Here is a 21,503-nt window from a genome sequence, read left to right on the forward strand (position 1 = left end):
TACAGCCGTTCCTAATCTATGAACGGCTTTATTTTAGTCATCTAGTCGCATCATATTAAAACAAAAAACACAATTATTGAGGCAAGTATGATCAGTATTAAAGAAAAAATTGCTTACGGGCTTGGGGATACCGCCAGTAATATCGTTTTTCAAACGGTGATGCTGTTTTTAACCTTTTTTTATACCGATATTTTCGGTATTTCACCGGCGTTTGTCGGCACCATGTTTTTAGCCGTACGCTTAATTGATGCGGTAACCGATCCTTTAATGGGTGCACTTGCAGACAGAACCAATACCCGTTGGGGTAAATTTAGGCCTTACTTATTATGGTTTGCCCTGCCCTTTGGCTTTATCAGTGTGTTGGCATTTACCACGCCAGATTTAACTGAAGATGGCAAAATGATTTATGCTTTTGTCACTTACACAGCATTGATGATGGTGTATACCGCAATTAACATTCCTTACTGTGCGCTAGGCGGCGTATTAACCGCCGATCCAAGAGAGCGAGTATCAGTACAATCATACCGTTTTGTGTTTGCCATGATTGGTGGCCTACTTGTATCAGGCCTCACATTGCCTTTAGTTGAATTCTTAGGTCAGGGCGATCAAGCCAAAGGCTATCAACTGACGATTACCGCCATGAGTATTTTAGGTGTAGCGATGTTTTTAGTGTGTTTTTGGGGCACAAAAGAACGTTTACACCCACCAGTGGATCAACAATCTAGCTTTAAAAAAGATTTTGGCGACATGCTAAAAAATGATCAATGGCGGGTACTTGCTGTTGCCGCCGTGTGTTTATTATCTGGCATGGTGCTGCGTACTAGCTTAGCCATTTATTATGTTAAGTATTACCTTAATATGCCTGACTCAATCACCTTATTTATCACTCTTGGTATGGTGGGTAATATCTTTGGGTGTATTTTGGCAGAGCCTCTTGCTAAACGTATCTGTAAAGTAAAAGCCTATATAGGGTTACAAATTATTGCCGCTGCGTTGTGTGTGTTAAGTTATTTTGTACCAAGCGAACAAGTCGTTTTAGCCTTCTTTATGTTTATCGCCTGGGGCTTTACCTTTAATATGGCCACACCGCTATTGTGGGCAAAAATGGCCGACGTGGTCGACTATGGTCAATACAAAAATGGCGTTCGCATCACAGGGATGATTTATTCATCTGTTATTTTCTTCATCAAGTTAGGTGTTGCCATTGGTGGTGCTGCAGCCGGTTGGTTGTTAGCTGGTTACGGATATCAAGCTGATACAGCTCAAACAGCAGAAACCCAACAAGGCATTTTATTATCCTTTACTATTTACCCCGCCATTGGATCTATTTTGGTGGCGTTTGTGATGCGTTGGTACATCCTCGATAATCAACAAGTTGATCGCATTCACTTAGAATTAAATAGAGAAGTAAAATAAAATCATGTTAGTCTTGGCGCCTTATGCTCCAAGGCTAATTTGAATTTAATAACGTGAAATGAATATATGGCAACAATTTACGATGTATCGGTAATGGCGGGAGTGTCTCTGGCAACAGTTTCTAGAGTCATGAACAACAACACCAAAGTCAGTGACAAAACCAAACAAAAAGTATTGGATGCGATGCAAGTTTTAGGCTATCGCCCCAATACCATTGCACAGTCTTTAGCATCTAATTGTTCCAATAGCATTGGCGTGTTGGTGTCGCAACTTGATGGTCCGTTTTACGGCCCTATGATGACCGAAATAGAAACCGTACTGCGTGGCGCCAACAAGCACGTTATTATTGCAGCAGGCCACAGTAATGAAATTCAAGAAAAAGACAGTGTCGATTTTTTGATGAGCCGTGGCTGTGATGCACTTATTTTAGATATTGAAGCCGTCTCTGATGAGTACTTAATTGAGCTCAGCAAAGGTCCTACTCCGATTGTGTTTATTAACCGCTACATCGACGCTATTAAAGAGCGTTGTGTTTACCTTGAAAATGAACAAGGTGGCTTTATGGCCACCGACCACATTTTATCCCTTGGCCATAAAGACATTGCCTACATATCAGGGCCGTTATTTAAGCTCGACGTAAGGGATCGCTTAAAAGGCCATAAACGCGCACTTAAGCAATACAATATAGACTTTGATGACACCCTCTACTACGAAAGCGATTTTAAAGAAGCGGGCGGAAGCGAGGCTATGGAGCATTTTTTATCGCTAAACAAGCCAATTACCGCGGTGGTGTGTGCCAACGACCAAATGGCATCTGGGGCAATATCAGTTTGCTTAGAACACGGTTTACGAGTGCCTGAAGACATCTCATTTATTGGTTACGACAATATCCCGTTTCCGCAGTATATTTCACCTAAGTTAACTACGGTAAGTAACCCTATTCATGAAATGGGTAAAATGGCAGCAAGATGGGTACTACAGCACGTATATAACGACACTGAAATCCTGGTAGAAAGCTCGTTTTCGCCAGAGTTGTTTATCCGTACCTCAACCAAAGCCATAGACTAAACCAGTATCGCGTTTTTTACTCGTGATGGCATTGTTTTTGACTCAATTTTGAAAACAATGCCCAACCACCACCTACCGGCTTATCAATATCACCCTGCTATACTGACGTATTTATCGGATAAATACGCCCAAAACTAGCAACATTTCTCGCAACAAAAGAAAGCGCTTACATTTTATACCAATTTATCGCGATAAAAAATAAATATATAAAAATCAATCGCTAATAGTTACCACCATTTACCCCCTATCACGACGGTTAACAAAATGTAATAATTATTAATCATTTTTATTGACTAAGATCAATATTTACACTAGTTTTATGTAAGCGCTTACATTAGCTGTTTTATATGACAACAATTTATAAATAATGATCACAGCGCCGATGGAGAATTACAAAAACGATTTGCGCCCAACTCGCAATATTGAAAGACATAAAATCTAGTCAATGGGGATTTCCTAGATGAAAACAAGAACATTTAACAAAACCAAGCTTGCGACCAGTTTATCGCTTGTGCTTGGTATGAGCACTTTTCTACCTGCTCATGCTGCAGAAGAAACCAATGACGAGAATATCGAAGTCATTTCGGTGACGGGTATTCGCGGTAGTTTAATTAAATCAATGGATGTAAAGCGTTCTTCTAACGGCGTTGTAGACTCTATTTCAGCAGAAGATATCGGTAAGTTTCCAGACACTAACTTAGCCGAATCGCTACAACGTATCAGTGGTGTTTCGATTGACCGTGTCAACGGCGAAGGCAGTAAAGTTACAGTACGTGGTTTTGGTCCAGATTTTAACCTAGTAACACTGAACGGCCGCCAAATGCCGGTAACAACAGGTTCACGCTCATTTGATTTTGCTAACATCGCCTCAGAAAGTATTAGCGGCGTTGAAGTTTTTAAAACCGCGTTAGCAGAAAACCCAACGGGTGGTATTGGTTCTACCATCAATATTTTAACCCATAAGCCACTGAGCTCTCCTGGATTAAAAGCCACCTTTGGCGCAAAAGCCATGGATGACAAATCAACGCGTGAAGGCGGTATGACTCCTGAGTTATCAGGCTTGTACTCTAATACCTTTGCCGATGATAAATTTGGTATTTCGATTTCTGCCAGTTTCCAAGAACGTGAATCAGGCAACGCTCAAGCTCAAGTCGGTACCGGCTGGCGCAGCTTTCCTGGCACAGTTGATAACGACTGGGGTGCAGGTACCGCTGAATGGGGTGGTGTACCACAAGACGGTCAAGTCAATCGCCCAGGTGAAGGTGATATCTACTCTGTACCGCAAACCACCATTTACCGTTTTGAAGAACAACAACGTCAACGTACTAACGGTCAGCTAGTTTTACAATATCGTCCGGTAGATTCTATTACCACTACGTTAGACTACACCTACATGCGTAATGACGTTGATACTCAATACAATGACGTATCAGCCTGGTTTACGTTTGCTCCTTCAGAAAACGTTTGGACTGATGGCCCAATTTCTTCTCCATTAATCTATTCAGAAACCTATGCAAGCGCTCAAGATTTATCAATGGCGACTGGTGATTATGGCGTAAGAAACGAAAGTGGCTCACTTGGTTTTAACATCGAGTGGCAAGCCAATGAAGACCTAACACTGACATTCGATGCGCACAGCTCTGTGGCAGAAAACAAACCAAATAGCATTTACGGCTCAAGCAATACCTTAAGTACCGCAGGTTTTGTTCGTACTAGTGCCGCGACTGATTTCAGTGGCGATTTACCAGTATTAGCCGTGGGTGGTGGTAACGCCATTACACCTGCTGACATGGTGGTAACAGGTTCTGTATTTGGTAATGCACGTAATAAATCAGAAATTGATCAATATCAACTTGACGGTGAATACGTATTTGAAGACGCTGGCAGTATCGATTTTGGTTTAGCTTTAACCACAGTAAATAACCATTCGCAATCAGTTAACGTCCAGCGTAACGATTGGGGTGGTGTGGGTAGCCCTGGTGATTTAGATGATGCTTGGTTCCCTGCAGACACCATTCACGATAAATTCAGTGCTAACGGTGGCGATTTCTCTGATGGCACTGGCACTTACGACATTTTGAACACCATGTTTGTGTGGGATTTTGATGCTGTACGTGATTACGCGGCTGCAAATTACGCCTCATCTGTTATGGGTGATTGCGGTAACGGTTTCTGCCCATCTACAGATTACGCGTCTGACGTTGACCGTTTTACCGAAGAAGAATCTCAAGCGGTATACGTACAATACAACTATGACAGCGAAATTGGCGACATGCCATATGATGTCCACGTAGGGTTACGTTACGAGAAAACTGACGTCACATCAACTTCAGCGGTTGCGGGATATAACGGCACAAGTTGGGTGGGTGATACTGAAATCGCACTCGTGGCATCTGGCGATCGCGTATTTGAAACCCAAAAAGGTGATTATGATTACTTACTACCAAATATTAACTTTAATATTGAAGTAGTTGAAGATGTTATGCTGCGTGCCGCTTTCAGCGAAACCATAGGTCGTCCTGACTACACCTCTATTCAAGGTGGTACAGTTCGTAGCACGCTTGCAAACCAAAGTAATGGTGGTGGTTCAGCGGGTAACCCAAGTTTGTTACCTTTAGAGTCAAAAAACTACGACTTTTCAGCAGAGTGGTATTACGCACCGTCAAGTTATGTTTCTGTGGGTTACTTCTATAAAGATACTGAGAACTTTATCAGTAACACCAACGTTGTTACGACTTATGATGGCATGTACAACCCAGCAACAGGTGATTTATATCAAGCTGCGGTTCAAGCAACTGGTTCGTCTGATGCAGGTATTGTTCGTCAATACATATTCGACAACTTTGCCGATAATGCAGCTGTAGATGTCGCTAATGGGACCATTGCAGGTAGTGCGGCTAATAACGATGAACTGTTAGAGTTTTTCATCGACACACCATCTAACAGCTCTCGTAGCTCAGTAATTGATGGTTGGGAGTTTGCGGTACAGCATTTCTTCGGTGAAACCGGATTTGGTGTTATTGCCAACTACACCATCGTTAATAGCGATGACCAATATGACAACTTCTTACTCGAAGACCAACCTGCGCTTATCGGTCTAAGTGATACGGCAAACGCGGTATTAGTTTACGAAAACTACGGCTTCCAAGCTCGTGTGGCTTACAACTGGCGTGACGAGTTCTTAAACTCTCGCGGTCAAGATACTGGTGCTAACCCTCAGTACACTGAAGCTTACTCGCAAATTGACTTATCTGTCAGTTATGACATCGAGCAAGTTGAAGGCCTAACGGTATTTTTCGAAGGGCTTAACATTACCGAAGAATATACCCGAGTTCACGGTCGTGCTGACGAGCAAGTGTTAAACCTAACCGAAACAGGTGCTCGCTACAGCGTTGGTGCTCGTTACACCTTCTAAGTTGTATCTCACTTGATGTTATCCCGCTTTCCCCCAGTGTTAGCGGGATACATCAAGCCCTATTTAGGTCGTTGAGGTGCTCAAACTTTGGCACCTCTTTTTTTATCTGTATATATTAAGTGACAAGGACGTTACTGCTTTTTTAATACTGACCACAATGCGATAGCACAACACCGAGCTTTAAAATCAAAGTATTAAAAAACACAATGTGATAATCAAAACATGAAAGTGCTTACATTTTATAAATTTCTACTTATGATGTAGTGATGCTCATTTTACGTCATAACGTTGCAACATTATCAAAATAACAATAACGCCCAAAGCGTAGGTAGATATTATGCAAAAACCAATCACCCAAATAGTCATTGTTGGTGGCGGCACAGCCGGTTGGATAACGGCAGGACTACTCGCCGCCGAGCATAATGTCGACAAGGGCGTATTGGCTCACTCGCCTAAACTCAACATCACCTTAATTGAATCGCCCGATGTAGCCACCATAGGTGTAGGTGAAGGTACCTGGCCTTCAATGCGATCAACCTTGAGCAAAATCGGCATTGATGAAAATGACTTTATTCGCCGTTGTGATGCAAGCTTTAAGCAAGGCTCTCGCTTTATTCATTGGCGAAATGATACCCCAGACAGTTCAAACAGCTACTTGCATCCATTTAGCCTACCTCATGGTCATCAAGAACTCGATTTATGCCCATTTTGGTTGCCTCATGCACAACACGTAAGCTTTGCTAAGGCCGTGAGTAACCAGGACGTCGTATCTCAGCTTGGTTTAGCTCCTAAAACCATATCAACGGCGCAATATCACTTTCAAAATAACTATGGTTACCACCTTAATGCGGGCAAATTTAGCCAGTTACTGACAGAACATTGCACTCAAAAACTCGGTGTTAATCATATTTACGATCATGTCGAACAGATTGTGAATAATGAACAAGGCGACATTGAAAAGCTGATAACCAAGCAACATGGTGAGATTTCAGGGCAATTATTTATCGACTGCACTGGGGTAAAATCATTGCTATTAGGTGAGCACTTGCACGTGCCGTTTTTATGCCAAAAATCGGTTTTGTTTAACGACAGCGCCTTGGCCGTACAAGTACCTTATGAAGATCCGGCAACCGCCATCGCCTCTTGCACTCACTCAACCGCGCAGCCAAATGGTTGGATTTGGGATATCGGCTTACCGACCCGAAAAGGCGTTGGATATGTTTATTCATCAAGCCACAGTAACGACACCCAGGCAGAGCAAGTATTGCGGCGCTATATTACTGCAAATGGCACAAGCGACAAGCTTGCTTCGCAACTTGAGCTACGCAAGCTTACTATTAACCCTGGCTATCATGCTAAATGTTGGCAAAATAATTGTATTGCCATTGGCATGGCCGCAGGATTTATCGAGCCATTAGAAGCATCAGCCCTTGCGTTAATCGAGTGGACAGCATCTACACTCGCCCAACAATTACCGCCCAATCGTCAGGTAATGGACACCATTGCAGATAGAGTAAACCTACGTTATCAGCAGCATTGGCAGCAAATTATTGACTTTTTAAAGCTGCATTATGTTATTAGCCAACGAGACGCCGACGACTATTGGTGCGACCATCGCCAAAACAGCTCAATACCTGAACGCTTACAGGCACAGCTTGAATTATGGCGTTACCAGGCTCCAAGCCAACACGATATTAGCTATAAAGAAGCGCTCTTCCCTGCGGCCAGTTTTCAATATGTGCTTTATGGCATGGGGTTTCAAACCCAGTTACCTAGCCAGGTTAAACCGTCTTTACAGCAACTGGCTCAGCGACTGTTTACCGATAACCAGCAGCGCACACAAGCATTGAGTAAAAGCTTACCGACTAACCGGGCTTTACTCGATAAGGTGGCACAATATGGATTTCCAAAGCTTTGATAATACGGCAGAGGGTTTCCGTTAGACACTTGTTAAATTGAAGATGACGTCACGTATAAAAATCATAACAACATAACGTATTTGAACGAACAATATAGGACACAATATGACTCAGCATGTATTACTTAATAGCATCGATCATAAAGACTTAAAGATAAACACAAGCCGCTCAGCCGCTTTAGGCGACAACTTATGGTACAGCGTGACCTTTCCGCAAGAGTTTCGCAGTATTCAAGCTCACTACCCTATTTTCTTCCACAAAGATGCAACAACAGGCCAGTTTTATTCGGTGGCACTGTTTGGGTTTACCCAAAATGAAAACCTGTTTTTATCAAATGAGGGTTGGAACGCATCTTATATTCCGCTCACAGTTCGTCGCCAACCTTTTTTAATTGGTCAACAAACCGTGCGCGAAGATGGTGTTGAACGTCAGCAGCGCGTTATTCATATTGATTTAGATCATCCTAGAGTGAGCCAAACCGAAGGCGAAGCGCTATTTTTACCCTATGGCGGTAATACACCGTTATTAGATGAAGTCGGCGAAATGCTAGAGCTCATTCACCATGGCCTTATCGACAACCAACAGTTTATTGAAGCGCTAATTAAGCATGAGTTGCTTGAGTCGTTCACCCTTGACATCGAACTCGACAACGGTAAAAAACACCAAATGATCGGCTTTTATACCATTAACGAAAACACCCTAGCGACGCTATCAGCAGACACCTTAGCGACATTGCATCAACAAGGTTACTTGCAAGCCATTTTCATGGCCCTTGCCTCACAAAGCAAAGTACGCGATTTACTTAACCTTAAAAACGCACAAGGATAAAAGGAAGCCAGCTGATGTCTCACAGCAACCAGGCTCAAGCCTCAGTACACACAGGCACAATGCAAACCGTCGACAGTGTGAGCGGTTGGTCGTTAGCGCAGGTGATGGACTATGTTAAAAACGCCAACAAACCCATGGTGTTTAAAGGCTTATGTCATCATTGGCCTGTTGTACAAGCAGGGCTAGAGTCTGCTGACAAAGCGTTAGATTATTTACGCCAGTTTTATCAAGGCAATGCCGTAACGGCTTATTACTTGCCACCAGAGCAGCAAGGGCGCGTTTTTTACAATGAACAACTCAATGGCTTTAATTATCAAGCAGGACGCTTAGATTTCAATCAGTTAGTTAGCCGCTTACAACAAGAAAATGCCAGCCCAACGCCGGCAGGCATTTACATGGGCTCGACAGATATCCATCACTTTTTGCCCGGTCTTGGAGAGCAAAATAGCCTTGATATTAGCCCAATCAACCCGCTTACCAGTATTTGGTTAGGCAATAAAACCAAGGTTGCCGCTCATTTTGACTTTCCGCTTAACCTCGCCTGTAACGTAGTGGGTAAACGCACTTTTACTCTTTTTCCGCCAGAGCAAATAAGTAACCTCTATGTCGGTCCGATGGAGTTTGCTCCTGGCGGGCAAGACATCAGCATGGTGGATTTTGATAAGCCAGACTTTGAACGATTTCCTAAATTTAAACACGCACTGGCGGCCTCATTAACAGCTGAGCTGACACCAGGTGATGTGTTATTTATTCCCAGTATGTGGTGGCATCATGTGCGCGGTATTGACGATATTAACGTACTGATTACTCATTGGTGGCGCGACACGCCGGGGCATTTAGGTCGCCCTAATAACGCACTCCTGCACAGTGTGTTAAGCCTACGCTCACTGCCAAAAGCGCAGCGCCAGGCCTGGAAAGCAATATTTGACCATTACATTTTTGAGCATGACGAAGTAGACGATAGTCACATACCAGATGATGCTAAAGGCATGCTAAGCAAACCCTTAGATGAATTAAACGCCCGAAAGTTACGCGCAGAGTTAATTAATAAATTAAAACGATAATGCTGAACACAGCAAACATAAAACAGGATGCCCAAGATGAATAAATCAATCAAAAAAGTTGTCATAGCAGGCGGTGGCACGGCAGGCTGGATGGCCGCCGCCGCATTTAGCAAACTCATGGGCAAAAACCTTGACGTAGTATTAGTGGAGTCTGACGACATCGGCACCGTCGGCGTTGGTGAAGCGACCATCCCTACCCTGCATCTTTTTCATCGCCTACTGGGTTTAAAAGAGCAAGATGTGATGGCTGCCACCAATGCCACGTTTAAGTTGGGCATTCAGTTTGAAAACTGGCACGACGTGAATAAAGACTATTTGCACTCGTTTGGATTTCTAGGTAAAGACTGCTGGGCCTGCGGCTTTCAGCACTTTTGGGTCAAAGGAATGCAACAAAATATAGTCAGTGAGATCGGTGATTATTGCACTGAGCATTTGGCCGCTCGCCAGGGGCGGTTTGCGGTATTACCCAACCAAGACTACAACCATGCTTACCACATGGACGCCAGCTTATACGCTAAATTTTTACGTAAATTTGCCGAGCAGCATGGTATGACACGCATTGAAGGAAAAATTGCCGATGTGTTGCAACATGATGACTCTGGCGAAATTAAAGCATTACAGCTTGAGAATGGCGAGGTTATTGAAGGCGATTTATTTATCGACTGTACCGGATTTAGAGCCTTATTAATCGAGCAAACATTAAATACTGGCTTTGATGATTGGAGCCATTGGTTACCGTGTGACAGTGCTATTGCCGTACAAACTGAAGCCGTACAGCAACCCATTCCTTACACTCGCTCAATTGCCCACGAGTCTGGCTGGCAATGGCGAATCCCACTGCAAACTCGAACCGGTAATGGTATGGTTTTTTGCAGTAAGTATATTTCGGATGCAGACGCAACTGAATTACTGCTTAATAACATTGAAGGTAAACCGATTAATCAACCGCGAGTGATTAAGTTTAAAACCGGCACCCGTCGTCAACACTGGAACAAAAACTGTGTGGCAGTAGGATTATCATCTGGCTTTTTAGAGCCGTTAGAGTCCACCAGCATTCATTTGATCCAGCGCAGCATCGTGCGCCTACTGCAACTATTTCCATCAAACGGCATCATACAAGCCGATGTGGATGAATTTAACCAGCAAACCAAAATAGAAATGGACAATATCCGCGACTTTATTATTTTGCATTATAAAGTCACCGACCGCGAAGACAGCCGTTTTTGGCGCTACTGTAAAAACATGCCAATCCCCGCCTCATTGCAGCACCGTATCGACATGTTTAGTCAATCTGGCAAAGTGTACAAATATGGTAATGAACTGTTTGGCGAAAGTTCGTGGATCCAGGTCATGATGGGACAGGGATTAATACCTAAAGAATATCACCCTATTGTTGATTTAATGGAGCCTGCCGAACTACAAAGCTTTTTAAACAACATTAAAGCAACGGTTAAACGTAAAGTTGACAGTTTGCCCGCGCATAATGATTTTGTGCAGCATTATTGTAAATCAACGGCAATGTAAGGCTAACCATGCCAACGCCGCAAACAACAAAATCCATCATCAAGGTCAATCATATTGTGCCTGAGGTACAATTGATTGGCCAACAACGAACCCCAGTTATTGTGATTGATAACTTTGCAGACGATATCAATCAACTGATTGATATCGCGATTAATAGCAGTGAATTTAATCAAGACAAAAACTCGTTTTACCCAGGGCAACGTACCGCACTACCAAGGCAGTATATTATCGATGTGATCAATGCTGTGTTCCAAATGATTTACGATGTGTACCGCATCCCAACAACTCGGCGCTTAAAACCGCAACAATGCGTATTTTCACTTATCGATACCCAACCACAAGCACTTGTTCCATTACAATGCATGCCACATTTTGACACCCCTAATCCGTATTATTTTGCCATTTTGCATTATCTTAATGACGCCCCCCATGGCAACACAGGATTCTTTAGGCACAAAAGCAGCGGCTTTGAGCGAATAAACAACCACAATATCGAGCAATATTTTGCCAAGGCGCAACCTTTTGTCGATTACATCACTCAGTCAAACCCAGGCTATTGCGTTGCCAGCAACGATCACTACGACTTGTATCATCAAGTAGAATATAAACCCAACCGTCTGGTGATTTATCCCGGCAATTTATTGCATTCAACCCTAGTCGACCCAAAAACCGACATCGATGCAAACCCGCAAACTGGCCGCCTAACGGCAAATATATTTATCGACTTTCAGTAAGCTAGGGTTATAACTTCGTGCCGAGGCGGTGGTTCATAAAAGGGGAAACTAACGCTCAATAAACCCCATTAAGCGTTCAGTCAGTTGTTGTGCCAACTCAGGCTCTCCGGCTTGTTCAAGCAATAAAGCCACGCATTCTGCGGTGCATAATCCACCTTCGAGTTGATTACGTCTTAGGGGATAAATTGAGGCGTGTGTTGGCTGCAAACCCACTTTAATTAAGCTTTTAAGATATGGGCTTTGATTATACATTTTACGTGCTTCTTGCCAGGTGGCGTCAATCAACAGCAAATATTCAAAAGGTGGCGTACACTCCTTTGCAGATGCCTTAACATTATCAGCAGAGTTTGAGCTCACAAGTGGCGTGTCATCATCTGTTGGAAACACTAAACCTACAAGTCCTGCATCAATGGCGGCAATTAATGCAGGATCTGGCTGCTTACGGTGCCACTCAATTACACGGGCGCGTTCACCTAACACTTGCAACACCAATTGGCCGGTGTTAGTGATGCGAAGTCGCTCTCTTGGATGGGTTAATAAAATAAACTGCACAACACTCCCGACAAAGATTGCTATAGGCTTGAATAATCACACAATGTAACACATTTATAAGGCTGTCAGCAGACATAATGGATTACATAATAGATATGCTATCTGGCCATACTTTATACCAATTCCACTAATTATCTGGTCATTCAGCGGGAATTCTGTGCCTTCTAGGCAAGTAATAGGATTGTAGGCATAGTTGCTCTCGGCAACTGCTCCTGCGTTGCTCTACCTCCTGCATCCATGCAGTCGTACGTCAAAATACTATTAAGCAGCATAGAAGGCACAGAAACCCGCCTTGCAGGAGACGCTCAGACAGTCCATTTCTTTGTTGCATTGCCTTAGAAGGGAATAACCATTATTTCAACAATGCGCCTCAAACTGAACAGTCTGAGCGACTCTGATTGGTCACATAATTAATGGAAATGGTATTATATGAATTTACGATATAATCGCCCTTATAAAACTCACATCCCAATACCGTAATTAACGATCACTCATGGCCTACCAACACATTGTCGCGTTATTTTTTACTATGGTTATTTTGGCCATTGTACCCGGACCTGCCGTATTTGCGGTGGTGTCACGCTCATTCTCTAATGGTTTTGAGCATGGCGCAGCGTTAACACTTGGCGTACTGCTTGGCGACTTTCTGTATATCTTATTGGCTTTGTTTGGGTTGGCTGCCATCGCCAATACGATGGGACCCACATTTGAACTGATTAAATATGCCAGTGCCTTGTATTTATGCTGGCTCGGCTTAACTATGCTGCGTGCAACCGCCCATGGCGTTCAACTCGTTGAGCCGCCCAATGTCAGTATCAGCCAAAACATATTCACAGGCATTGTGATCACTTTAGGCAATCCCAAAGCGCTGATTTTTTATGTGAGCTTTTTCCCTGCATTTGTGCCCATGACAAAAGTAAGCTTAATCGATGTTGCCATTATTTTAACCATTGCCACCGCCGCTTTTGGCTCAATAAACCTTGCTTATGCATACTTAGCATCAAGTGCTAAACGGGTATTTAGCTCAACCAAAGCGGCCAATATAATTAATCGCACCGCTGGCAGCATTATGTTGCTTGCAGGCATATGGGTTGCCATTACGATATAGGATTTTCAATGACTGCACTGCGTTTTACTCCGTTAACCTTAACCAGCGGATTAACCCTTAAAAACCGTATAGTGGTGCCGCCCATGGCATCACAAACCGCTGATGAAAATGGCTTAGCAACTCCCGCCACCATTGCGCATTATCAACACCTTGCCCAATCGGGCGCAGGCCTTGTGATGGTGGAGTACAGTCATGTGAATTTGGCTGGTCGTAGTGAACCTAATCAACTTGGAGCACATGACAATGCTTGTTTAGTTGGCTTAAGCCAAATCGCTACAACGCTGCATAAGGCTGACGTGAAAACCGGTTTACAAATTACCCATTGCGGCGGCAAAGACAGTGCCGGCATAAGCGCTGATGTTATGGGGCCATCTGGCATTACTGTGCCCGCATACGACCGTGTATTACCTACACCAAGGGCTATGACAATGGATGATATCAAGCAATGGCAACAGGATTTTGTAGCATCGGCAATACGTGCCGACAAAGCCGGTTTTGATTTAGTTGAAATCCATTGTGCCCACGGTTACGGCATTAATCAGTGGTTATCACCCTTAACCAATCAGCGCAAAGACATCTACGGCGGTAAGCTTGAAAACCGCGCCAGAATATTAATTGAGATTGTGACTCAAATTAAACAAGCGGCGTCGAGGTTAGTGGTGATGACTCGCATTCCTGGCCAAGATGGCTACCCTGGCGGTTTATCTCATGCAGACATGGCGCAAGTGAGCCAATGGTTAGTGGCAGCTGGCGTTGAAATACTCAATGTATCGTCAGGTATTGGCGGCTGGAATCGGCCTAAAGATAAACGCGGCGAAGGCTTTTTGGTTGAAGATGCCGCGCCGTTAACCGGCAAAACCACTGCGGCGGTTATTGGTGTCGGCGGTATTGAAAGCGTGGATTACATCGAAACCATTTTAGCCACCAAGCAAGTGGATTTAGTCGCGGTTGGTCGGGCTATTTTAGCAGGCCCAAGTGAATTTGCTCACAGGGTGATGCAAGGCTAGTTACAGCTCATCTACTGCATTGGCTGTAGGCGATATTATGCCTTTAAAAATCAGCGGGTAGCGTCTTACTCGCTGACCAATATCGTCGCTCATCACCTGCCTGTAAAGCAATTCAATATCATCATTGTCTTCAAACACCAGTAGCAACCTGTCAATGGCAGTATGTAAGCCTTTTTTCAAAAAAGGCTGCGCCTGAAACTGCGCAATGTTGTGTCTCACAATGGCGATTTTTTCAGGATGACGGCGAAGCTCGGCAAACACTTGCTCAAAATAGTCCATGTGCAGCGCAGGCGTAGCACGATTGCCACGTCTTGTCCTGGGTGCACCAGTGCCTCGTTTAAAATACATTGCAGGCAATGTTGTAACCTCAAATTAACTCGCGTTTACTCAATTAACCTCAGCTCTGGATAACAAACGCCTTTCAAGCAGTCCTTTGCCTTCCTCACTGCGTTGAATTAACTTGCAATAGGCTAGCTATTGACGCGTTAATTCGCCTTGTTAGCAAAACAAATCACAAGCTTGACAGTGGATTTTAGTCAATCTATTGATTTATATCGTTATCAATACATCTCTTATCCAGCGTTGAGGTCAATCAGGTGATTAACTCAACAGCGCCAATAAATCTTCGGCGTTGCCTTGCCATGGGCCTTGAGTGCCATCGGATAAAATACTGTCAGCTAAACCTTGTTTATGCTGCTGCATTTCTTGAATTTTTTCTTCGACCGTCCCCTGGGCAATTAGCTTATACACAAATACCGGATTAAGCTGACCAATGCGGTGGGCTCGATCAGTTGCCTGGCGCTCTGCTGCGGGGTTCCACCATGGGTCGAAATGAATAACCGTATCTGCCGCCGTTAAATTAAGCCCAGTACCACCGGCTTTTAAGCTGATTAAAAACACCGAGTTGTCGCCCTCTTGAAATGCATCTATCTGAGGTTGACGGTCGAGTGTCTGGCCGGTTAATTTACTGTAACTAATTTCTAGCGTTTTAAGTTCATCTTCAATCAACGCCAGCATGCCGGTGAACTGACTAAAAATAAGGATTTTACGGCCCTCTTCAATCATTTCAGGCAGGTTTTGAATTAACCAAGTGAGCTTGGCGTTGTCTTTCACGTGTTGAGCTTGCTCAAGCTTAACAAGGCGAGGATCGCAACAGGCCTGGCGTAACTTTAATAATGCATCTAAAAACTCAATATGACTGCTCGACACCCCTTTTTTAGCAAACAACTCGCGCAGTTTTTTCTCCATGACTAAGCGGATAGACTCATACAAATTACGCTGATCTTTCTCAAGCTCCAGTGTTTGGATAATCTCGGTTTTCTCTGGCAGTTCTGACACCACCTCTTTTTTGGTGCGCCTTAGCATAAACGGTGAAATACGCTTACTCAGCAAGACTGACTTTTCAACATCGGCTTGCTTTTCAATCGGCCCACGAAACTCTTTATTAAAGTAAGTGTGCTGCCCTAATAAGCCCGGTAAGCAAAAATCCATCAATGACTTAAGCTCGCCTAAATGGTTTTCAAGCGGCGTACCAGACAGACATAAGCGAAATTGACCCTTTAAGGTTTTAATCACCTGGGTCACTTTAGCCTGGGCGTTTTTGATCTGCTGGGCTTCATCTAAAATGATATGGTCAAATACATAATCGCTATATATGGCTTCATCGCGCAGCATTAACGGGTACGTTGTTACCACCACATCAAAGTCATCGATTTGCTCTAACAATGGCTGGCGTTTATTACCATGAATAACCACCACATTGAGTGACGGGGCAAATTTGTTGGCTTCTTTAAGCCAGTTACCCACCAAACTGGTTGGACATACAATTAAGCTGGTGCGATGCGTCTTGGCGTCTTGCTTAGCTTTAAGTAAAAAGGCCAAGGTTTGAATGGTTTTACCCAGGCCCATGTCATCGGCTAAAATCCCGCCAAGTTGGTATTCTTTTAAAAAACACAGCCAGTCAAAACCCTGTTTTTGGTAATCGCGCAATGTGGCATTTAAACCTGCTGGTAACTCAACCGACGTAACGCCTTTAAACTCGGCTAATTTAGCGGCTAAATTACGTACCCGCTCGCCATTAAGCAAGCGTACATCGCTGGCAGATAAATCATTAAGAATGTGGGCTCGGTTACGCGGTATGGCAATTTGGTCGCCTGAGTTGCGGTTAAACAACTCTTGAATGATAGAAATCAAAGGTTTAATGGTTTTGGCTTTAATTTTAATAAAACCGCCATTAGGCCCAGGGAGAATTAATTCATCGTCATCTGCCGGCTCACCATTTTGTTGTAACCAGCGCGCGACCAAGGCTAATAAAGGCACATTTTGGCCGTCTATATCGGCGCTCAACGACAGGGAAAACCAGCCAGATTCGTCATCATCAACCAAATCTACATCTAGCTGTGCATCGACAATGTTTAAGTCAAAGTCATCTTCAAACTGAATCTCAACGCCCAGTGCGGTTAGTGCATCGAGGCCATTTTCAGTTAAATTAGACCATTCAAAAATCGACTCTGGTAACAAACCCACACTTAAATAATACTCAGGTTGATTGGCATATTCACTCGGAATAAAACTCACTAAGCCAGCTTCTGTCAACGCGTGTAATGTGGCTAATTCTTGTTCAACATTGCGATGCACTTGATATTGCACACTGCCTTTTTTAACCAGGCTAATACGTTCAGGTTTAAGGGATGCGTTAAAACTCACCTCTCCATAGTGCTGCTCTACCCTAATAACCGGCTGTAATACAGGATTATTGGCATAAATTTCGCGAGTAAAAATCAATTTGGTTTTTAAAGGATCGTTGATTTCGCAAAAATCAATTTCACTTGGCACAGGCACCGTTTTTGGCGAAAAGTGTTGCAGCATTTTGTGGCTAATTTGGTCAACTTGCGCCAACGGGACCGGCGGCATATGTTGTAATAAACTGAGCTTTTTGGCCGATAAATCGGTGTCGATTTTACCTAAACGTAAATAATCTAATTCAACATACAGTGGTGGTTCGGTGGCGACAAACTCCCAGTTTTCAAGGCCGGGCATACGCATTTGCATTTGCGTGTGTTTTTTATCAAGCTCGCACCAAATAAATTCTGGCGCAATGGATTTAGCCCAGGTTAACGGGGTGCGATTTTCTTCCCAAAAGCACACTTGATCTGCGAGCATTTTGGTTAAAGCTAAATAGGATATTTCACCGTCGATATAAATTTTTGATCCCTGGTTATTTGACGACAATAACAAGCTAATGATTTGTTTATCTTCAGGGTCAATCCACCAAGGCATACTATAACGAATATCGGTTAACGCCAGCTTGCTGCCTTTATTATACTGGCCTTTTTTGTTGAGTTTACTGCGTTTGAATTCGACAAAAATCCCATTGGGATCATTGGATAATACATAAATAATTCGGTCTTTCTCTTCTTGATCATCGTCATATTCACTGGCCGATTTTTGATCGTCAAGCTGGCGTAACCACTGGTGAATGCGTTGTTCTTCTACCGGCTTTTTATCCACTAGCGCCAGCATGGCTGCTGCAACGTGTTTGCAATTGGTGCGCACTGGGCAAGTACAATGCGAGCGCATCACAATTTTGTGGTTAACATTAACAAGGGTGATTTCTTGACGGTAAGGCTCATCAGCTGAGCCTTCGACATAAGCTTCGATATCATGGTTGTTGCTGCTGGCGGTCACTTCAAGTACTCGACCCTGGATCAAGTAGTTTTGTGCTTTTTGAATTTGCGTGGCCGAAAACAGTTTCGCAATCATCTCTAATGAAAGCTTAATGGGAAGATTAAACAGTTTCGCCGACATCAATATACCTAATAAAAACCGAGCAGAAAAAACATCACTGCTGATAAAAAGTTAACTTACCATTCTATGGAAGAAAGCATGCAATATCTAGCATTTGCCTAACATTTGCAGGTAAATCTTGCTTAAAATGATGCCAATAGTCAGTGCAAAGTCATAGCGTAAGGTGCAATACCTTGATACGAAACAAGTTGATGAAAGGTTTACTTGGAACGTAAAACGAGAAATGGTTCTTTTTGTTGGTAAAAATAGACGTTCGATTATGTCATTAATCGACCAAGTTTGGTCAATTACCCACCTGCCGGTTACCAGTATCCACTTAGCACATCCATTAAAACCATTAGTAACCAGGGCGAGATAGCAAGACTGACTTTTAATCGGGTAAGTTGTTGCCGAAATTGCTGTAAATTAGCATCGTTTAGGTGAGAGATATCACCGGTATTAAACGACTCCATCAACATGACCTCGGTGCCTTTTTTAGCATCACCCATTTTACTGCCAATGCGCTCGCATTCTTCATAAACCTTAGGGTAACTGCGTTTAATGTAATGACAAATATGATGGGTCACGCCATTTAATCGATAAATAAAAAAAACGAATGATATCGCGGTTAACGCTATCCAACTCATTATCAGCATTCTCTCTCCTTATTACAGAAATCACATCCCCACACAGCTAAAAAACAATCAATAACATTACCTGAGTCACACATTTTATTGAATGGTTATCATCAATAAGGCAAGCAATACAAACACTAAGACAAATAGAGTCACACCAAGTTCATTTCACAGTCATAAAAACCATATCAAGTGGTTATCACTTAAGCGAAATTGTGTTTATGGGCCGTATTTCAATTTTTAGCCCAATGACAATGGCCCCCAATCGAGTTAATTAGCTTGCACATAAAAAATATACGCATCAAGTGAACATTAAGCCCATTTAATAACAGTGATTGAATATCAGGCTCATCACAGTCATGTTCAATGTTCAGTTATACCAATCAGGGAAATAAGTGAGCATTCTTGTGCTGATGGAATAATCAGTTAGCGTTAATCCATCGATTTAGCCTTGCAGTAAATATTCTTCTGCTTTTTCAATGCTGCGCGGTTTGCCCACCAACATTAAAATATCATTGCGTCTTAATATCCACTCTGGTGGCGGAGGGTCAATTTCTTCGCCGCGACGACGCACGGCGCGAAGCTCTACATCAAGAGTTTGCCAGGGAATATCGGCAACGGTTTTCCCAACAGCACTCGCACTAGCGGCCAATGATACAGCATGCAATAAATCGAGCGTAAAGTCGGTTTCGGTGCCTGAAAAAAAGCCGTGTAAATATTGGTAATGATTACGACGCTCTGACTCTAAGCGCTTAATAATCCGCGCTAACGGTACTCCGCATTTAAATAACACTTGCGACACCAACATTAAGCTACCCTCTAAAGACTCAGGGATCACTTGGGTTGCTCCTGCCTCTTTAAGCTCATGTAAATTAGCATCATCGCGAGTGCGCACTAAAATTTTCACATCGGGTGCTAATTTGCGTGCAACGGCTAAACATTCTTCTGATTGCCTTGGCTCGCAAAACGTCACCACGACAAGGCTGGCCTGGCGAATCCCCATTTTTTTCAACAATGCCATTCTACAGGCATCGCCAAAATGAATGTTCTCGCCTGCGGCTCTTGCTTCGGTCACCCTAGTAGGGTCGATGTCTAACACTAAATACGGTACCGCTTCTGTTTTTAAAAAACGGGCAATAGTTTGTCCAACGCGTCCGTAACCTAAAATCAAGACTAAATCGCTTTCGTCTGTGTTGGGCAATACAATGTCAATCGGTTCAGACTCTGGTTTTTTATTGCTACCGCTGATCTTTTTAGCAATATCGACACTGTGGCGAATTAACCAGGGTGCAATTGACATAGAAAGCACGGCAACGGCAACCAACACTGTACTGACTTCGGTTTCAAGTAATTGATAGTTCACTGCAAGGGCGAGCAATACAAAACTAAACTCTCCCACCTGCCCAAGACTAATGGCTGTGCTGAGTGAGATTTTACTGTTTTCACCTGCTAATTTAAGAATGCCATGAACAATTAAAATCTTAGTTATCACCACGGCGAACAAAAGCAACAGCACTTGCCACCAGTACTGCATTACTAAATTAAAATCGAGCAACATGCCTATCGAGATAAAAAACAGCCCCATAAGCAAATCGCGAAACGGCCTAATATCGGCTTCTAACTGTCTACGGTATTGACTTTCACCTAACAACATACCGGCGATAAATGCGCCTAATGCCATCGACAAACCAAGCCACTGAGTAAATGCACCCGTCACTAACGCCACAACCAAAGTAGACAATACGAATAACTCATTTGAACGCGAACGCGCAACTTCATCAAATATTCGCGGTAAAATCCATTTGCCAAATGACATTAAGCCTAAAAAGGCCAAAATCCCGGTGAGCAAGCCCCAAGCGATGCCGTTAAAACTCATTTGGGTACCATCATTGGCCAGTAACGGCATTAAAATAAGTAAAGGCACCACAGCTAAATCTTGAAATAGCAATACACTGACTGACAGCTCGCCGTGACGTCGGCGCAACCAGTTTTGTTCATTTAGGAGTTTGAGCACAATCGCAGTTGACGACAAGGCAATTGCTGAGCCAATCACCACTGCAGCCACTAAATCCTGGCCAATAAGCATGGCTATTGCACCTGCCACAAAGGCAGTGATAATCATTTGCGCACTGCCTAAACCAAACACGGTACGGCGCATCGCCCACAGCCTAGGTACTGAAAACTCAAGCCCGAGTGTGAACATCAGCAACACTACGCCTAGCTCGGCCACAGACTGCATTTGTAACTGGGTAAACCAATGAAAACCACTAGGTCCACTCACCACGCCAGTTAACAAATAAGCCAAAATAGCCGGCAAACCAACTCGTCTAAGCAATGCAATCGCCACAATCGCAATCACAAGCATTGAAAGAATATGAATAAAAATGCTGTGTTCCATTACGGTATAGGCTCCTTGTCAAAAAAATGTCGATAGGGAATTTACGAAT

Annotated in this window: 15 protein-coding genes; 10 read left to right on the forward strand and 5 right to left on the reverse strand. The window is 43.4% G+C overall.

The genetic code is table 11. The features are described from left to right. Nucleotides 1–87 precede the first annotated feature (87 nt). The 8 genes from IEW93_RS11800 to IEW93_RS11835 all read left to right on the forward strand — a co-directional run bounded on the left by IEW93_RS11800 (nucleotide 88) and on the right by IEW93_RS11835 (nucleotide 11,968). Nucleotides 88–1,416 carry a glycoside-pentoside-hexuronide (GPH):cation symporter gene (locus IEW93_RS11800; RefSeq protein ID WP_188739529.1) on the forward strand — a complete coding sequence of 443 codons (1,329 nt, stop codon included), beginning with the start codon at nucleotides 88–90 and terminating at the stop codon, nucleotides 1,414–1,416. A gap of 66 nt (nucleotides 1,417–1,482) precedes the next feature. Further along, nucleotides 1,483–2,484 carry a LacI family DNA-binding transcriptional regulator gene (locus IEW93_RS11805; protein ID WP_188739530.1) on the forward strand — a complete coding sequence of 334 codons (1,002 nt, stop codon included), beginning with the start codon at nucleotides 1,483–1,485 and terminating at the stop codon, nucleotides 2,482–2,484. A 460-nt stretch (nucleotides 2,485–2,944) separates the two neighbouring features. Beyond that, nucleotides 2,945–5,899: a TonB-dependent receptor gene (locus IEW93_RS11810; RefSeq protein WP_188739531.1), complete on the forward strand. Its 2,955-nt coding sequence runs from the start codon at nucleotides 2,945–2,947 to the stop codon at nucleotides 5,897–5,899. A 337-nt stretch (nucleotides 5,900–6,236) separates the two neighbouring features. Then, the gene (locus IEW93_RS11815) at nucleotides 6,237–7,817 is read left to right on the forward strand and encodes a tryptophan halogenase family protein (RefSeq protein WP_188739532.1); all 1,581 of its coding nucleotides are present in this window, start codon (nucleotides 6,237–6,239) and stop codon (nucleotides 7,815–7,817) included. Between the two features lie 106 nt (nucleotides 7,818–7,923). Continuing rightward, nucleotides 7,924–8,646, forward strand: coding sequence for a SapC family protein (locus IEW93_RS11820; RefSeq protein ID WP_188739533.1), 723 nt, complete (start codon nucleotides 7,924–7,926; stop codon nucleotides 8,644–8,646). Nucleotides 8,647–8,750: 104 nt separating this feature from the next. Further along, entirely contained in the window at nucleotides 8,751–9,710 is a 960-nt protein-coding gene (locus IEW93_RS11825; protein WP_373284920.1) for a cupin-like domain-containing protein, read from the forward strand. 36 nt (nucleotides 9,711–9,746) lie between these two features. Beyond that, the gene (locus tag IEW93_RS11830) at nucleotides 9,747–11,234 is read left to right on the forward strand and encodes a tryptophan halogenase family protein (RefSeq protein ID WP_188739534.1); all 1,488 of its coding nucleotides are present in this window, start codon (nucleotides 9,747–9,749) and stop codon (nucleotides 11,232–11,234) included. A gap of 8 nt (nucleotides 11,235–11,242) precedes the next feature. Next, a complete protein-coding gene (locus tag IEW93_RS11835; RefSeq protein ID WP_188739535.1) occupies nucleotides 11,243–11,968 on the forward strand; it encodes a DUF6445 family protein in 726 nt (241 codons plus the stop codon). A 48-nt stretch (nucleotides 11,969–12,016) separates the two neighbouring features. Here the strand turns inward: IEW93_RS11835 and IEW93_RS11840 are convergent, their stop codons facing one another. Next, nucleotides 12,017–12,520, reverse strand: coding sequence for a tRNA-uridine aminocarboxypropyltransferase (locus IEW93_RS11840; protein ID WP_188739536.1), 504 nt, complete (start codon nucleotides 12,518–12,520; stop codon nucleotides 12,017–12,019). 493 nt (nucleotides 12,521–13,013) lie between these two features. Here IEW93_RS11840 and IEW93_RS11845 point away from each other — a divergent pair, with 493 nt between their 5' ends. Both IEW93_RS11845 and IEW93_RS11850 read left to right on the forward strand, forming a co-directional pair. Continuing rightward, nucleotides 13,014–13,628 carry a LysE family translocator gene (locus IEW93_RS11845; RefSeq protein WP_188739537.1) on the forward strand — a complete coding sequence of 205 codons (615 nt, stop codon included), beginning with the start codon at nucleotides 13,014–13,016 and terminating at the stop codon, nucleotides 13,626–13,628. A gap of 8 nt (nucleotides 13,629–13,636) precedes the next feature. Beyond that, entirely contained in the window at nucleotides 13,637–14,635 is a 999-nt protein-coding gene (locus IEW93_RS11850) for an NADH:flavin oxidoreductase (protein WP_188739538.1), read from the forward strand. On the opposite strand, the gene IEW93_RS11855 is transcribed toward IEW93_RS11850, so the two are convergent. The 4 genes from IEW93_RS11855 to IEW93_RS11870 form a co-directional block, all read right to left on the reverse strand. Continuing rightward, nucleotides 14,636–14,992, reverse strand: coding sequence for a hypothetical protein (locus IEW93_RS11855; protein WP_188739539.1), 357 nt, complete (start codon nucleotides 14,990–14,992; stop codon nucleotides 14,636–14,638). Between the two features lie 243 nt (nucleotides 14,993–15,235). Next, entirely contained in the window at nucleotides 15,236–18,442 is a 3,207-nt protein-coding gene (locus IEW93_RS11860; RefSeq protein ID WP_188739540.1) for a DEAD/DEAH box helicase, read from the reverse strand. A gap of 302 nt (nucleotides 18,443–18,744) precedes the next feature. Continuing rightward, nucleotides 18,745–19,077 carry a hypothetical protein gene (locus IEW93_RS11865; RefSeq protein WP_188739541.1) on the reverse strand — a complete coding sequence of 111 codons (333 nt, stop codon included), beginning with the start codon at nucleotides 19,075–19,077 and terminating at the stop codon, nucleotides 18,745–18,747. A 424-nt stretch (nucleotides 19,078–19,501) separates the two neighbouring features. Continuing rightward, the gene (locus IEW93_RS11870; protein ID WP_188739542.1) at nucleotides 19,502–21,454 is read right to left on the reverse strand and encodes a monovalent cation:proton antiporter family protein; all 1,953 of its coding nucleotides are present in this window, start codon (nucleotides 21,452–21,454) and stop codon (nucleotides 19,502–19,504) included. Nucleotides 21,455–21,503: the final 49 nt, after the last annotated feature.

Source organism: Shewanella inventionis (genome assembly GCF_014641855.1).
Taxonomy (GTDB): Bacteria; Pseudomonadota; Gammaproteobacteria; order Enterobacterales; family Shewanellaceae; genus Shewanella; species Shewanella inventionis.